15 protein-coding genes and 5 tRNA genes are annotated in these 12842 nt (G+C 70.8%); 5 read left to right on the plus strand and 15 right to left on the minus strand.

The window, feature by feature from the left end:
- Nucleotides 1-137: 137 nt before the first annotated feature.
- Nucleotides 138-956 (minus strand): bifunctional hydroxymethylpyrimidine kinase/phosphomethylpyrimidine kinase, encoded by an 819-nt coding sequence (gene thiD / locus ACIG0D_RS21410; protein WP_399803062.1) that lies wholly within the window; start codon nt 954-956, stop codon nt 138-140.
- Nucleotides 953-1918 carry a thiamine-phosphate kinase gene (locus ACIG0D_RS21415; RefSeq protein ID WP_365765957.1) on the minus strand — a complete coding sequence of 322 codons (966 nt, stop codon included), beginning with the start codon at nt 1916-1918 and terminating at the stop codon, nt 953-955. The genes thiD and ACIG0D_RS21415 overlap by 4 nt, the downstream gene beginning before the upstream one ends.
- 227 nt (nt 1919-2145) lie before the next feature.
- Here ACIG0D_RS21415 and ACIG0D_RS21420 point away from each other — a divergent pair, with 227 nt between their 5' ends.
- Both ACIG0D_RS21420 and ACIG0D_RS21425 read left to right on the plus strand, forming a co-directional pair.
- Entirely contained in the window at nt 2146-2379 is a 234-nt protein-coding gene (locus ACIG0D_RS21420) for an Lrp/AsnC family transcriptional regulator (protein ID WP_399803065.1), read from the plus strand.
- Between the two features lie 20 nt (nt 2380-2399).
- Nucleotides 2400-2897: a DUF3515 domain-containing protein gene (locus ACIG0D_RS21425; protein WP_399803067.1), complete on the plus strand. Its 498-nt coding sequence runs from the start codon at nt 2400-2402 to the stop codon at nt 2895-2897.
- Between the two features lie 52 nt (nt 2898-2949).
- Here ACIG0D_RS21425 and ACIG0D_RS21430 read toward each other — a convergent pair whose 3' ends face one another.
- The 3 genes from ACIG0D_RS21430 to ACIG0D_RS21440 all read right to left on the minus strand — a co-directional run bounded on the left by ACIG0D_RS21430 (nt 2950) and on the right by ACIG0D_RS21440 (nt 5980).
- Nucleotides 2950-4110, minus strand: a complete 1161-nt coding sequence (locus tag ACIG0D_RS21430) for a D-alanine--D-alanine ligase family protein (protein WP_399803069.1) — start codon at nt 4108-4110, stop codon at nt 2950-2952.
- Between the two features lie 92 nt (nt 4111-4202).
- Nucleotides 4203-5213, minus strand: coding sequence for an NAD(P)H-dependent glycerol-3-phosphate dehydrogenase (locus ACIG0D_RS21435; protein ID WP_399803072.1), 1011 nt, complete (start codon nt 5211-5213; stop codon nt 4203-4205).
- Nucleotides 5210-5980, minus strand: coding sequence for a lysophospholipid acyltransferase family protein (locus ACIG0D_RS21440; protein ID WP_399803075.1), 771 nt, complete (start codon nt 5978-5980; stop codon nt 5210-5212). Before ACIG0D_RS21440 ends, ACIG0D_RS21435 begins: the two co-directional genes overlap by 4 nt.
- Nucleotides 5981-6134: 154 nt before the next feature.
- On the opposite strand from ACIG0D_RS21440, the gene cofC reads away from it, so the two are divergent.
- Entirely contained in the window at nt 6135-6773 is a 639-nt protein-coding gene (gene cofC, locus ACIG0D_RS21445) for a 2-phospho-L-lactate guanylyltransferase (protein WP_399803078.1), read from the plus strand.
- 9 nt (nt 6774-6782) lie between these two features.
- Complete coding sequence (locus tag ACIG0D_RS21450) at nt 6783-6986, plus strand: hypothetical protein (RefSeq protein WP_399803081.1); 204 nt, start codon at nt 6783-6785, stop codon at nt 6984-6986.
- An 84-nt stretch (nt 6987-7070) separates the two neighbouring features.
- Here ACIG0D_RS21450 and ACIG0D_RS21455 read toward each other — a convergent pair whose 3' ends face one another.
- The 4 genes from ACIG0D_RS21455 to leuC form a co-directional block, all read right to left on the minus strand.
- The gene (locus ACIG0D_RS21455) at nt 7071-7736 is read right to left on the minus strand and encodes an HU family DNA-binding protein (RefSeq protein WP_399803083.1); all 666 of its coding nucleotides are present in this window, start codon (nt 7734-7736) and stop codon (nt 7071-7073) included.
- Between the two features lie 137 nt (nt 7737-7873).
- Nucleotides 7874-8104: a hypothetical protein gene (locus ACIG0D_RS21460; RefSeq protein WP_365765949.1), complete on the minus strand. Its 231-nt coding sequence runs from the start codon at nt 8102-8104 to the stop codon at nt 7874-7876.
- A 277-nt stretch (nt 8105-8381) separates the two neighbouring features.
- Nucleotides 8382-8975 (minus strand): 3-isopropylmalate dehydratase small subunit, encoded by a 594-nt coding sequence (gene leuD / locus ACIG0D_RS21465; protein WP_399803086.1) that lies wholly within the window; start codon nt 8973-8975, stop codon nt 8382-8384.
- Between the two features lie 6 nt (nt 8976-8981).
- Nucleotides 8982-10412, minus strand: a complete 1431-nt coding sequence (gene leuC / locus ACIG0D_RS21470) for a 3-isopropylmalate dehydratase large subunit (protein WP_399803089.1) — start codon at nt 10410-10412, stop codon at nt 8982-8984.
- Between the two features lie 197 nt (nt 10413-10609).
- Here leuC and ndgR point away from each other — a divergent pair, with 197 nt between their 5' ends.
- Nucleotides 10610-11326, plus strand: coding sequence for an IclR family transcriptional regulator NdgR (gene ndgR, locus ACIG0D_RS21475; protein WP_026278050.1), 717 nt, complete (start codon nt 10610-10612; stop codon nt 11324-11326).
- Between the two features lie 185 nt (nt 11327-11511).
- On the opposite strand, the gene ACIG0D_RS21480 is transcribed toward ndgR, so the two are convergent.
- The 6 genes from ACIG0D_RS21480 to ACIG0D_RS21505 form a co-directional block, all read right to left on the minus strand.
- Nucleotides 11512-11587: transfer RNA gene (locus ACIG0D_RS21480), tRNA-Glu, on the minus strand.
- Between the two features lie 28 nt (nt 11588-11615).
- Nucleotides 11616-11687, minus strand: a tRNA-Gln gene (locus ACIG0D_RS21485).
- A 20-nt stretch (nt 11688-11707) separates the two neighbouring features.
- A tRNA-Glu gene (locus tag ACIG0D_RS21490) sits at nt 11708-11780 on the minus strand.
- 29 nt (nt 11781-11809) lie between these two features.
- Nucleotides 11810-11882, minus strand: a tRNA-Glu gene (locus ACIG0D_RS21495).
- Between the two features lie 41 nt (nt 11883-11923).
- Nucleotides 11924-11995, minus strand: a tRNA-Gln gene (locus ACIG0D_RS21500).
- A 92-nt stretch (nt 11996-12087) separates the two neighbouring features.
- Complete coding sequence (locus ACIG0D_RS21505) at nt 12088-12819, minus strand: HAD family hydrolase (RefSeq protein ID WP_399803092.1); 732 nt, start codon at nt 12817-12819, stop codon at nt 12088-12090.
- Nucleotides 12820-12842: the final 23 nt, after the last annotated feature.

A 12842-nucleotide genomic window follows, 5' to 3' on the forward strand; every position in this document is an offset into this window, starting at 1 on the left:
TCAGCTGAGCGCGCGGCCACTGCCGGTTCGCTGTAAGGAGCCGGTCCACCTCGGTGGACCGGCTTTTTGCTGTACCCACGCGGGGCGCACCGCGGTGGCCTGCGGTGCGCCCTGTGACCTACGGCGCACGCGGTGACCTACGCCTCCGGCGTCGCGTCCCCCTGCGCCCGCGAGAGGGCCCACCCGTGATCCACCGGCCCGATCCCCCCGCCGAGGGCGAACCCGGCCGCGATGGCGCCGGTGACGTACTCCTTGGCCGCCGCCACCGCCTCCGGTACGGCGAGGCCCCGCGCCAGGTGGGAGGCGATCGCCGAGGCCAGGGTGCAGCCGGTGCCGTGGGTGTGCCGGTTGTCGTGCCGGGGGGCGCGCAGCCAGTGCTCCTCGGAGCCGTCGGTGAGCAAGTCGACGGCCTCACCGGACAGATGGCCGCCCTTGATCACCACCCAGCGCGGGCCGTACGCCAGGACGGCCTCCGCGGCCTGCCGCATCTGCCGCTCGCTCTCGACGCGGACGCCGGTGAGCTGGGCCACTTCGTCGAGGTTCGGGGTGGCGACGGTCGCGACCGGCAGCAGCTCGGTGCGGACGGACTCCAGCGCGGAGGCCGCCAGCAGCGCGTCCCCGTGCTTGGAGACCCCCACGGGATCGACGACGGCCGGCGCGTCCGTCCCGGCGATCAATTCGGCGACCGTCTCGACGAGTTCCGCCGAGGCGAGCATCCCGGTCTTCACCGCCTGGACGCCGATGTCGTCGACGACGCTGCGGTACTGCGCCCGCACCGCCTCCACCGGCAGCTCCCAAGCGCCCTGCACGCCGAGCGAGTTCTGCGCGGTCACCGCGGTGATCACGCTCATGCCGTGCACGCCGAGCGCGAGCATCGTCTTCAGGTCGGCCTGGATGCCGGCGCCGCCGCCGGAGTCGGAGCCGGCCACGGTCAGCACTCTCGGTGGCGCGGTCACGACTCTATGTCCCCGAAGTGGTCCCAGCCGCCCTTGCTGGTCCAGGGCGCCCCGTCCACCGTCACCTGCGGCAGCGCGGAGGGGTTCTGCACCTCGCCGATGACCTTCCAGCGGGCGGGCAGCTTCACGTCCGGCGGGAAGGTCGCCACGATCGCGTGGTCCTCTCCCCCGGTCAGCACCCACTGGAGCGGGTCCACGCCGACCGCCTGCCCGATGTCGTTCATCTGGGAGGGGATGTCGATCGCGCCGGAGCGGATGTCGATGCGGACCTTGCTGGCCTCCGCGATGTGCCCCAGGTCGGCGATCAGCCCGTCGCTGACGTCGCACATCGCGGTCGCGCCGAGCGCGGCGGCGGCCGGGCCCGCGTGGTACGGCGGCTCGGGGCGCCGGTGGGCCTCGACGAAGGCGCGCGGCGAGCGGAAGCCGCGGGAGAGCACCGCGTACCCGGCGGCGGACCAGCCCAGCCAGCCGGTCACCGCCACCAGGTCGCCGGGCTGGGCGCCGCCGCGGGTCACCGGCTCCTGATTGCGCAGATCGCCGAGCGCGGTGATCGACACGGTGATGGTGTCGCCGCGTACGACGTCCCCGCCGACGACCGCGGCGCCCGCGACCTGGCATTCGTCCCGCAGGCCGTCCATCAGCTCGCTCGGCCAGGTCACCGGCAGTTCGGCGGGCACGACCAGTCCGAGCAGCAGCGCGGTCGGCACGGCGCCCATGGCGGCGATGTCCGCGAGGTTCTGCGCGGCGGCCTTGCGGCCCACGTCGTACGCCGTGGACCAGTCGCGGCGGAAGTGCCGGCCCTCCACGAGGATGTCGGTGCTGGCCACGACCCGCCGGTCGGGTGCGGCGACCACCGCGGCGTCGTCGCCGGGGCCGACCCGCACCGCCGGGGTGGTGGTGAGACGGGAGGTGAGCTCCCTGATGAGCCCGAACTCCCCGAGCTCACCAACAGTGCCCTTCATTGCCCTTACGCCCCTTCTGTCCTCGTGCATGCCCGGTCGCGCGTCAACAGTGTCCTCGATACCGTCGAAGTGACCGTCGGCGCGGTCCCCCTGAGCGTCAACTTCCGTCATCCCGGCACCCCGGCGCGCGGGGCCCGGTTTCCGCAGGTCTCCCCGCGGCGAGCGGCGACGCGATACCGTGGCGTTCCTTTTCCCCACATGATCCTCGTGGCCGCCCTGGAGGTTCCGTGGTACAGGCGTACATCCTGATCCAGACGGAGGTCGGCAAGGCGTCGACCGTCGCCGATTCGATCAGCAAGATCCCTGGAGTCGTCCAGGCCGAGGACGTCACCGGACCGTACGACGTGATCGTGCGGGCCCAGGCCGACACGGTCGACGACCTCGGTCGTATGGTGGTCGCCAAGATCCAGCAGGTGGAAGGCATCACGCGCACCCTGACCTGCCCGGTGGTCCATCTGTAGCCCCCGTCTACCCTTGGCCGGTGAACTTCTTCCGTCACCGGCCCGTCGGCCTGTCCGCGCTCGCCCTGCTGATCACCACCGCGGGCTGCTCCTCAGCAGACGACAGCGCGTCGGCGACGGTTCCCAGTCCGGACGCAGCGGTGACCGAGCTGTGCCGGAAGCTGGACGATGCGCTGCCGCGGAAGGTGGCCGGTCTGAGCCGCGAGGACCCGAAGCCGCGGTCCACGCTGACCGCGGGATGGGGAAGCCCGGTGATCATACTGCGCTGCGGGGTGCCGCGACCGCCGAAGATGCTCGACCCGAAGGTCGCCGACGGGCGGGACCCGGATGCCGTCCCCGGCGGGGTGAACGGGGTCGACTGGCTGCAGGAGAGGACGGACGGGGGGTTCCGGTTCACGACGGCGAACCGGAAGGCGTACGTCGAGGTGAGCGTGCCCGGGGACGTGGACAGCTCGGGGGTGCTGATCGATCTGGCACCGGCCGTGAAGTCGGCGATTCCGAAGGGGATCGCCGACTAGGGGCCGTACGTCTCTCGGCTCGTCGTGTGGGGCGGGTCGTCCCCGGCCCGGGTCACCGCAGGCCGGTCGACCTGCGCAGTGCCGCCTGGATCAGCCGGTCCACCAGCTCCGGGTAGCCGATGCCGCTCGCCTGCCACATCTGCGGGTACATCGAGATGGGCGTGAAGCCGGGCATGGTGTTGATCTCGTTGATCACGAACTCGCCGTCCTCGGTGAGGAAGAAGTCCGCGCGGACCAGGCCCTCGCAGGAGGCCGCGTCGAAGGCCCGCACGGCGAGCCGCTGGACCTCGGCGGTCTGCTCCTCGGTGAGCGGGGCGGGGACGATGCCGGGCGTGGAGTCGATGTACTTCGCCTCGAAGTCGTAGTACGCGTGCGCGTCCGGCGGCGGGATCTCGGCGGGCACGGAGGCGCGCGGGCCGTCCTCGAACTCCAGGACGCCGCACTCGATCTCCCGGCCGCGCACCGCGGCCTCGATCAGGATCTTCGGGTCGTGCCGCTGGGCCTCCTCGATCGCCTCGTCGAGGCCGGAGAGGTCGTCGACCTTGGTGATGCCGATCGACGAGCCCGCCCGCGCGGGCTTCACGAACAGCGGCCAGCCGTGCTCGCCGGCGAAGTCGACGATCCGCTTGCGGGCGGCGGAGGCGTCCCGCTGCCACTCCCGCGGCCGGATGACGAGGTACGGGCCCACCTTGAGCCCGAACGACTCGAACACCCGCTTCATGTACTCCTTGTCCTGGCCGACGGCCGAGGAGAGCACACCCGAACCCACGTACGGCACGCCGGACAGCTCCAGCAGGCCCTGGAGGGTGCCGTCCTCGCCGTACGGGCCGTGCAGGACCGGGAAGACCACGTCGACCTCGCCCAGCGCCTTGGGCACGGAACCCGGCTCGGTGTAGACGACTTCGCGGTTGCCCGGGTCGACCGGGAGCACCACACCGCCCTCGCCGGACTCGGCGAGGTCCTCGACGGTGGGCGTACGGCGGTCGGTGATCGCCATCCGCTCCGGCTCGTCGGCGGTGAGCGCCCAGCGCCCGTCGCGGGTGATGCCGATCGGCAGGACCTCGTACTTCGTCCGGTCGATGGCCTTGAGGACGGCGCCGGCCGTGACCACGGAGATCCCGTGTTCGGAGCTGCGCCCGCCGCACACCACGGCCACCCGCGGCTTCCGGGTCGGCTGCTGCTCGGGGCTCTGGGGGAGGTTCTCGGTGCTCATATCGCGATGAGAGTACCCGTTGGTAGAGCCCGGAGTCAGCGTGCACCCGCCAATGCGGCGCGGCGGTGTCGAGCGGGAAGCGCGGCGTGCGCTCAGTGTCGCTCGGGCTTCGCGCTGCGCGACATCAGCTCCTTGAGGGCGACCACCGGAGGCTTGCCCTCGTGCACGATGCCGACGACCGTCTCGGTGATGGGCATGTCGACGCCGTGCCGGCGGGCGAGATCCAGCACCGACTGGCAGGACTTGACGCCCTCGGCGGTCTGCTTGGTGACCGCGATGGTCTCCTCCAGGGTCATGCCCTTGCCGAGGTTGGTGCCGAAGGTGTGGTTGCGCGACAGCGGCGAGGAGCAGGTCGCCACCAGGTCGCCGAGGCCGGCGAGTCCGGAGAAGGTGAGCGGGTCGGCGCCCATGGCGAGCCCGAGGCGGGTGGTCTCGGCGAGGCCGCGGGTGATGAGCGAGCCCTTGGCGTTGTCGCCGAGGCCCATACCGTCCGCGATGCCGACGGCGAGCCCGATGACGTTCTTCACCGCGCCGCCGAGTTCGCAGCCGACGACGTCGGTGTTGGTGTACGGGCGGAAGTACGGCGTGTGGCAGACGGCCTGGAGCCGCTGGGCGACGGCCTCGTCGGTGCAGGCGACCACGGAGGCGGCCGGCATCCGGGCGGCGATCTCACGGGCCAGGTTGGGCCCGGTGACCACGGCGATCCGGTCCTGGCCGACCTTGGCGACGTCGTCGATGACCTCGCTCATCCGCATGGCGGTGCCGAGTTCGATGCCCTTCATCAGGGAGACCAGCACGGTGTCCGGGGCCAGCAGCGGCGCCCACGCGGAGAGGTTGCCGCGCAGCGTCTGGGACGGCACGGACAGGACCGTGAAGTCGGCGCCGGCCGCGGCCTCGGCGGGGTCGGTGGTGGCCCGCAGGTTCTCCGGCAGCTCGACGCCGGGGAAGTACCCGGGGTTGGTCCGGGTCGAGTTGATCGCCTCGGCGACCTCCTCGCGGCGCGCCCACAGCACGACCTCGCAGCCCGCGTCGGCGAGCACCATGCCGAAGGCCGTGCCCCACGAACCGGCGCTGAAGACCGCCGCCTTGACCGGCTTGCTCACTTGCTCTGCCCTTCTGCCTGCTTGCCCTGCGTCTGCGCCCGGGTGCGGCGCCGCTGCTCGATCCGCTCGCGCTTCGGGTCGTACGGCGTCTCGGGCGCCTTCTCGCCGCGGATCTCCTCGAGCTGGCGGGTGATCGCGGCCATGATGACCTCGGTCGCCTCCCGCAGCACGTCCGCGGTCATGTCCTTGTCGTAGAACCGGGAGAGGTCCACGGGCGGGCCGGCGATCACACGGCTGGTCTTGCGCGGGAACAGGTTCGGCTTCTTGGCGTACGGCGGGAGCAGTTCGTTGCAGCCCCACTGGGCGACCGGGATGACCGGGCACTTGGTGCGCAGGGCGACCCGGGCGGCGCCGGTCTTGCCGGTCATGGGCCAGCCGTCGGGGTCGCGGGTGAGGGTGCCCTCGGGGTAGAAGGCGACGCACTCGCCGCGCTCCACGGCGTCGATGGCGGCCCGGAAGGCGCTGAGCGCGTCGGTGGACTCCCGGTAGACGGGGATCTGGCCGGTGCCGCGCATCGCGGCGCCCACGAATCCCTTCTTGAAAAGGCCGCTCTTCGCCAGGAATCGCGGCACGCGCCCGGTGTTGTACTGGAAGTGCGCGTAGGCGAAGGGATCCAGGTGGGAATTGTGGTTCACCACGGTGATAAATCCGCCCTCGGCCGGAATGTTCTCCATTCCTCGCCAGTCCCGCTTGAGCAGAGCCACCAGCGGCGGTTTGCAGATCACCGCGGCGAAGCGGTACCAGAAGCCGATTCTGCGGCGGGGCACGCGGACACCTTCCTCTAGGGCTGCCACCGGGCCCGGGGGCCGCACAAGTGTCGCCCCAGGCCGTCGGTCTGTCGAGAACACCGTACGCCCCGAGGACCGGGCCGCCAGATGCGCCGGGGGACAATGTCCGCGACAAGGAAGGGGCGCAGCGCGCGTGCAGTGGACCTTGGTGATACCCCTGAAGCCCTTGGCGCGGGCGAAGAGCAGGCTCGCGGACACGGCCGCCGACGGGCTGCGCCCGGGTCTGGCCCTGGCGTTCGCGCAGGACACGGTGGCCGCGGCGGCGGCCTGCCCGGCGGTGCGCGATGTGGCCGTCGTCACGGACGACGCCCTGGCCGGGCGGGAGCTGGCCGCGCTCGGTGCCCGGATCGTCCGCGACGAGCCGGGGGGCGGTCTGAACGCCGCGCTGGAGCACGCGGCGGCGGCCGTGCGCTCCTCGCGCCCCGACGGTGCCGTGGCCGCGCTGAACGCCGATCTCCCGGCGCTGCGTCCGGAGGAATTGGCCCGGGTCCTGGACGCGGCGGCGGAATTCCCGCGGGCTTTTCTCCCGGACGCCGCGGAAATCGGTACGACGTTGTTGGCCGCCGGTCCCGGCCGGGAATTGCGGCCGGCGTTCGGGGTGGATTCCCGGGCCCGTCACCGCGCGTCCGGCGCGGTGGAGCTGGGGCTCACGGGCGTGGATTCGGTACGGCAGGACGTGGACACCGGCGCCGATCTGCGCACCGCTCTCGCGCTGGGCGTGGGTCCCCGTACGGCGGCGATGGCCGCGCGCCTGCTGATCCCCGGGCAGTAGGCTGCCGTCATGCAGGCGACCGCATACACGTACGACGCCGAGACGCGCAGCGGCCAGGTGCTGCTCGACGACGGCACACCCGTCCCCTTCGACGCCGCCGCGTTCGACGCGGGCGGGCTGCGGCTGCTGCGGCCCGGCCAGCGGGTGCGGATCGAGACGGAGGGCGAGGGTGACGCCCGGACGATCACACTGGTGACGTTGCAAACGTTCTGACCAGCATTTCGGGCTCCGAACACGCCGCGGGCCGGGCTCCCGAGGGAGTCCGGCCCGGCGCGTGAGTGCCCCTTGTGGCTGCCCTTACTTGTTGCGGGCGGTGGTCTTCTTGGCGGTGCTGCGCGCCGTCGACTTCTTGGCGGGGGCCTTCTTGGCCGTCGCCTTCTTCGCCGGGGCCTTCTTGGCCGTCGTCTTCTTGGCGGTGGTCTTCTTCGCGGCGGTGGTCTTGGCGGCCGTCGTGGTCTTCTTGGCGGGCGCCTTCTTCGCCGTGGTCTTCTTGGCGGTGGCCGTGGTCTTCTTCGCGGCCGCCGTCGTCTTCTTGGCGGTGGTCTTCTTCGCCGCCGTGGTCTTGGCCGCACCCGCCGTCTTCTTGGCGGCAGCCTTCTTGCCCGCCGACTTGGCGATGGTGGGCGGCGGGCCGGACAGGCTGCCCTTCGGCGCCTTCTTGACCGCGATGTCGCCCTTCGGCAGCTTCTTCGAGCCGCTGACCAGGTCCTTGAAGCCCTGACCAGCACGGAAACGGGGAACCGAGGTCTTCTTGACCCGAACCCGCTCGCCCGTCTGAGGGTTACGGGCGTAACGCGCCGGACGCTCGACCTTCTCGAACGAACCGAAGCCGGTGACCGAGACCCGCTCACCCGCGACGACCGCGCGGACGATGGCGTCCAGTACGTGGTCGACGGCATCGGCGGCCTGCTGGCGGCCGCCCATCTTGTCGGCAATCGCTTCTACGAGCTGCGCCTTGTTCACGTCTTCCCCTTCGGAGACATCGCCAGAACGAAAGTGTTCAAGCTTTTTCGCACGTTAGGCAGATATATACCGCAAATCAAACACGAAACGGGCTAATCACCCTTGTGCCGCAACGGACTCGACGGTCCCGGATGTACTCAGCCGTCCTCTTCGGGAAATCGCCCCTGGTCGAGGTCGGCCGTGAACCGTTCCAGACGCCTTGTCGCATCGGCGAGATCGTGCTTGGCCGCGGCCGTGATGACCAGCAGCTTCCGGGTCAGCGCCACCCGTACGCCCTCCGGGACTTGCAGTGCGCGCACCTTTGCGTGCGCTTCCTTGAGTCGGTCCGCGACTGCCGCATAGAGCTCGAGTTGGCCGTCGTGTTCCATGCACAGATTGTGCCATCTGGGGCGAGTTGTCGCCTGCTCGGGGTGCAACTGCCGCCTCAAACGGCCCTCGGGGCGGTCGGCGCCGCCGCGCCGCCATCGCTCGCGTACCCCGCCAATCACCGCTCTAACGTGGGAAGTTGAGGAGCCCGGCGACGGCGGTCCGGGTCGTGCGGACGCGAAAACGGCTGTACCCCCGATCGGGGCGATCGGGGGTACAGCCGGGGTGTTGGGGTGGCCGAAACTCGACCTTGCGGAGGGCCGGTGCGGCCTTCCGGGATCAGATCTTCAGCGTCTGCGGCTTGTAGGACGGCCGCTTCGCCTCGTACGCCGCGATGTCTTCCTCGTTGCTCAGGGTGATGGAGATGTCGTCCAGCCCGTTCAGCAGCCGCCAGCGGGAGTTCTCGTCCAGCTCGAAGGCGGCGGTGATGCCCTCGGCGCGCACCTCGCGCGCCACCAGGTCGACGGTGATCTCCGCCGTGGGGTCCGCCTCGGTCAGCTCCCAGAGCGCGTCCACGATCTTCTGCTCCAGAACCACTGTGAGCAGGCCGTTCTTGAGCGAGTTGCCGCGGAAGATGTCGGCGAAGCGCGAGGAGATGACGGCCTTGAAGCCGTAGTTCTGCAGCGCCCAGACCGCGTGCTCACGCGAGGAGCCGGTGCCGAAGTCGGGGCCGGCGACCAGCACCGTGGCGCCCTGCCGCTCGGGCCGGTTGAGCACGAACTCCGGGTCCTTGCGCCAGGCCTCGAACAGCCCGTCCTCGAAGCCGTCGCGCGTGACCTTCTTGAGCCAGTGGGCGGGGATGATCTGGTCGGTGTCGACGTTGCTGCGGCGCAGCGGGACGGCCCGGCCGGTGTGCGTGGTGAATGCTTCCATGACTGATCAGACTCCAGCGGGCGTACGGGTCTCGACGTCGGACAGGTCGGCCGGGGAGGCCAGGTGTCCCAGGACCGCGGTCGCGGCCGCGACCTGCGGCGACACCAGATGGGTACGGCCGCCCTTGCCCTGCCTGCCCTCGAAGTTGCGGTTGGAGGTGGAGGCGGAGCGCTCGCCCGGGGCCAGCTGGTCCGGGTTCATGCCGAGGCACATCGAGCAGCCCGCGTGCCGCCATTCGGCGCCGGCCTCCTTGAAGACCACGTCGAGGCCCTCGGAGACGGCCTGCAGACCCACCCGCGCGGAGCCCGGGACGACCAGCATCCGTACGCCGTCGGCGATTTTGCGGCCGCGCAGGATGTCCGCGGCGGCGCGCAGGTCCTCGATGCGGCCGTTGGTGCAGGAACCTACGAAGACGGTGTCCACCTTGATGGAGCGCAGCGGCTGACCGGCCTCCAACCCCATGTACTCCAGGGCCTTTTCGGCGGCCAGGCGCTCCGAAGCGTCCTCGTACGAAGCGGGGTCGGGGACGGAGGCGGAAAGCGGCGCGCCCTGGCCCGGGTTGGTGCCCCAGGTGACGAACGGCGACAGCTCGGCGGCGTCGATGACGACCTCGGCGTCGAACTCGGCGTCGTCGTCGGTCCTCAGCGTCTTCCAGTACGCGACGGCGGCGTCCCAGTCGGCGCCCTCGGGGGCGTGCGGACGGCCCTTGAGGTACGCGAAGGTGGTCTCGTCGGGGGCGATCATGCCCGCGCGGGCGCCGGCCTCGATCGACATGTTGCAGATGGTCATCCGGGCCTCCATCGAGAGCTTCTCGATGGCGGAGCCGCGGTACTCCAGGACGTAGCCCTGGCCTCCGCCGGTGCCGATCTTGGCGATGATCGCCAGGATCAGGTCCTTGGCGGTGACGCCGTCGGGCAGCTCGCCGTCGACCGTGATCGCCATGGTCTTCGGGCGGGCCATGGGCAGCGTCTGGGTGGCCAGCACGTGCTCGACCTGCGAGGTGCCGATACCGAACGCCAGCGCGCCGAAGGCGCCGTGCGTGGAGGTGTGGGAGTCGCCGCAGACCACGGTCATGCCGGGCTGGGTCAGGCCCAGCTGCGGGCCGACGACGTGCACGACGCCCTGCTCGACGTCGCCCAGCGGGTGCAGGCGCACACCGAACTCGGCCGCGTTCTTGCGCAGGGTCTCCAGCTGGGCCCGGGAGACCGGGTCGGCGACGGGCTTGTCGATGTCGAGGGTCGGGGTGTTGTGATCCTCGGTCGCGATGGTCAGGTCGAGACGGCGGACCTTCCGGCCGCTCTTGCGCAGCCCGTCGAAGGCCTGCGGGCTGGTCACCTCGTGCAGCAGGTGCAGATCGATGTAGAGGAGGTCGGGCTCCCCCTCGGCGCGCCGGACGACATGGTCGTCCCAGACCTTCTCCGCGAGTGTCCTACCCATCGCTTTCCCTCCGGTCGGCAAAGGTGCGCCGACCCAACTAGAGACTGTGAGGAGACGGCGCCCGCGCCCCTGGTTACGGGCGTCCGCCGCCAGGCCCGTCATTTGTGCGGGCCGCTGTGCCTTCGTGACATCCAGGGTGGCGTGTTCCACGGAAAATTGAACTTGCGTTTCACAGAGTGAGACGCAAGTATCGTTGCATGGACAACAGTAGCGGCGTCGGCGTTCTGGACAAGGCGGCCCTCGTCCTGAGCGCTCTGGAGTCCGGTCCGGCCACCCTCGCGGGTCTGGTCGCGGCGACCGGACTGGCACGACCCACGGCCCACCGCCTGGCCGTGGCCCTTGAACACCACCGCATGGTGGCGCGTGACATGCAGGGCCGGTTCATCCTCGGCCCGCGCCTGGCGGAGCTGGCCGCGGCGGCCGGCGAGGACCGCCTGCTCGCGACGGCCGGCCCGGTGCTCACGCACCTGCGGGACGTCACGGGCGAGAGCGCGCAGCTCTATCGCCGCCAGGGCGACATGCGCATCTGTGTCGCCGCGGCGGAGCGCCTGTCCGGCCTGCGGGACACGGTCCCGGTCGGCTCGACGCTCACGATGAAGGCCGGCTCCTCGGCGCAGATCCTCATGGCCTGGGAGGAGCCGGAGCGCCTGCACCGGGGCCTTCAGGGCGCCCGCTTCACGGCGACGGCCCTGTCGGGCGTACGGCGCCGCGGCTGGGCCCAGTCGATCGGCGAGCGGGAGCCGGGCGTCGCGTCCGTCTCCGCGCCCGTACGCGGCCCGTCGAACCGCGTGGTGGCGGCGGTGTCCGTCTCCGGCCCCATCGAGCGCCTGACCCGCCACCCGGGCCGTATGCACGCCCAGGCGGTCATCGACGCCGCGGCCCGCCTGTCGGAGGCGCTGCGCCGCTCGGGGTGACGCTCTGCACGACGAACGGGAACCCGGTCGGCCTCAACGCCGCGGCAGACCGGCCCCCGTCGCGCGGGCGAAGTGCGGACGTGGTCCGCGCAGTTGATGTACGAGCCGGCCCGGCGGGATTACGACGACCGCGCGGGCCGGGGAACGCCGAAGGGGCCTCCGCCGAAGCGAAGGCCCCTTGGGACTGGTACCCCCGACCGGATTCGAACCGGCGCTACCGCCTTGAGAGGGCGGCGTGCTAGGCCGCTACACAACGGGGGCGTGGACTCTGCGTTTCCGCAGGTCCGAGCTGGTCTACCTGGACTCGAACCAAGACTAACTGAACCAGAATCAGTCGTGCTGCCAATTACACCATAGACCAATGTGGTTTAGACCAGTCAGTACCCCCGACCGGATTCGAACCGGCGCTACCGCCTTGAGAGGGCGGCGTGCTAGGCCGCTACACAACGGGGGCCCTAGCGATCATCTCGGAAGAGATCACCGTACCCCCGACCGGATTCGAACCGGCGCTACTGCCTTGAGAGGGCAGCGTGCTAGGCCGCTACACAACGGGGGCTTTGTGGATCAGATCCACGGTTGCGGATGAAGCTCCGCGAGCTGGCCTACCTGGACTCGAACCAAGACTAACTGAACCAGAATCAGTCGTGCTGCCAATTACACCATAGGCCACTGGAACGCAAGCCCCGTGCGGGGATTTTGTTCTCGCTTGCTCCTCCGGGGCCCGGCCTTTCGGCCCGCTCCCCGGCGGCGCAGAAAGAACATTACCCGAAGGTGGACGGGGCTCCAAAACGGGTATCCGCGCGGAGCAGCGCCGGGAGTTCGGAGAGGGACGCGATCCGGTACGGACCGGGCGGAACCACCACGGTCGCGGAGCCGCCGGCGCGGTCGATCCAGACCGACAGCAGCCCGGCCTCGGCGGCGCCCCGCCCGTCGATCTCCGGGTGGTCGCCGACGTACGCGACCTCGTGCGGGGGCAGCGACAGGGCCTCGCAGGCGGCGAGGAACGCCCGGGCCTGGGGCTTGGAGACACCCAGCTCCGCGGCGCACAGGATCGTCTCGAAGCGGTGGTGGACGCCGAGCGCGCGCAGCTTGCGGTCCTGGACGGTGAGGCTGGAGTTGGACAGCACCGCGTGACGGTGGCTGGCGGCGAGGGCGTCGAGCACCGGCAGGACGTCCGGGAAGAGGGCCCAGGCGGTCTCGTAGTGAGCGAGATAACGCTCGAACCAGGCGTCGGCCTCGGCGTCCGTGAGGGACTGCCCCAGGAACGTCCGCACCCGGTCCCGCCGCTGGTCCTCGTACGAGGTCTCCCCCGCCGCGAACCGGGCCCAGTGCAGCTCCGTGACGTCCTTCCAGTACGCGAGGGCCTGCTCGGCGCCGTCGAAGCGGTCCAGCAGGCTCTCGGCCGCCAGATGGGCCCGGATGCCCTCGCGGTCCGCGGTCGAGTAGTCGAAGAGGGTGTCGTCCACGTCCCAGACCACGGCACGGATGCTCATGAGCCGACGGTAACGCGGCGGGC

The sequence above is a fragment of the Streptomyces sp. NPDC052773 genome (genome assembly GCF_044547145.1).
Lineage (GTDB): Bacteria > Actinomycetota > Actinomycetes > Streptomycetales > Streptomycetaceae > Streptomyces.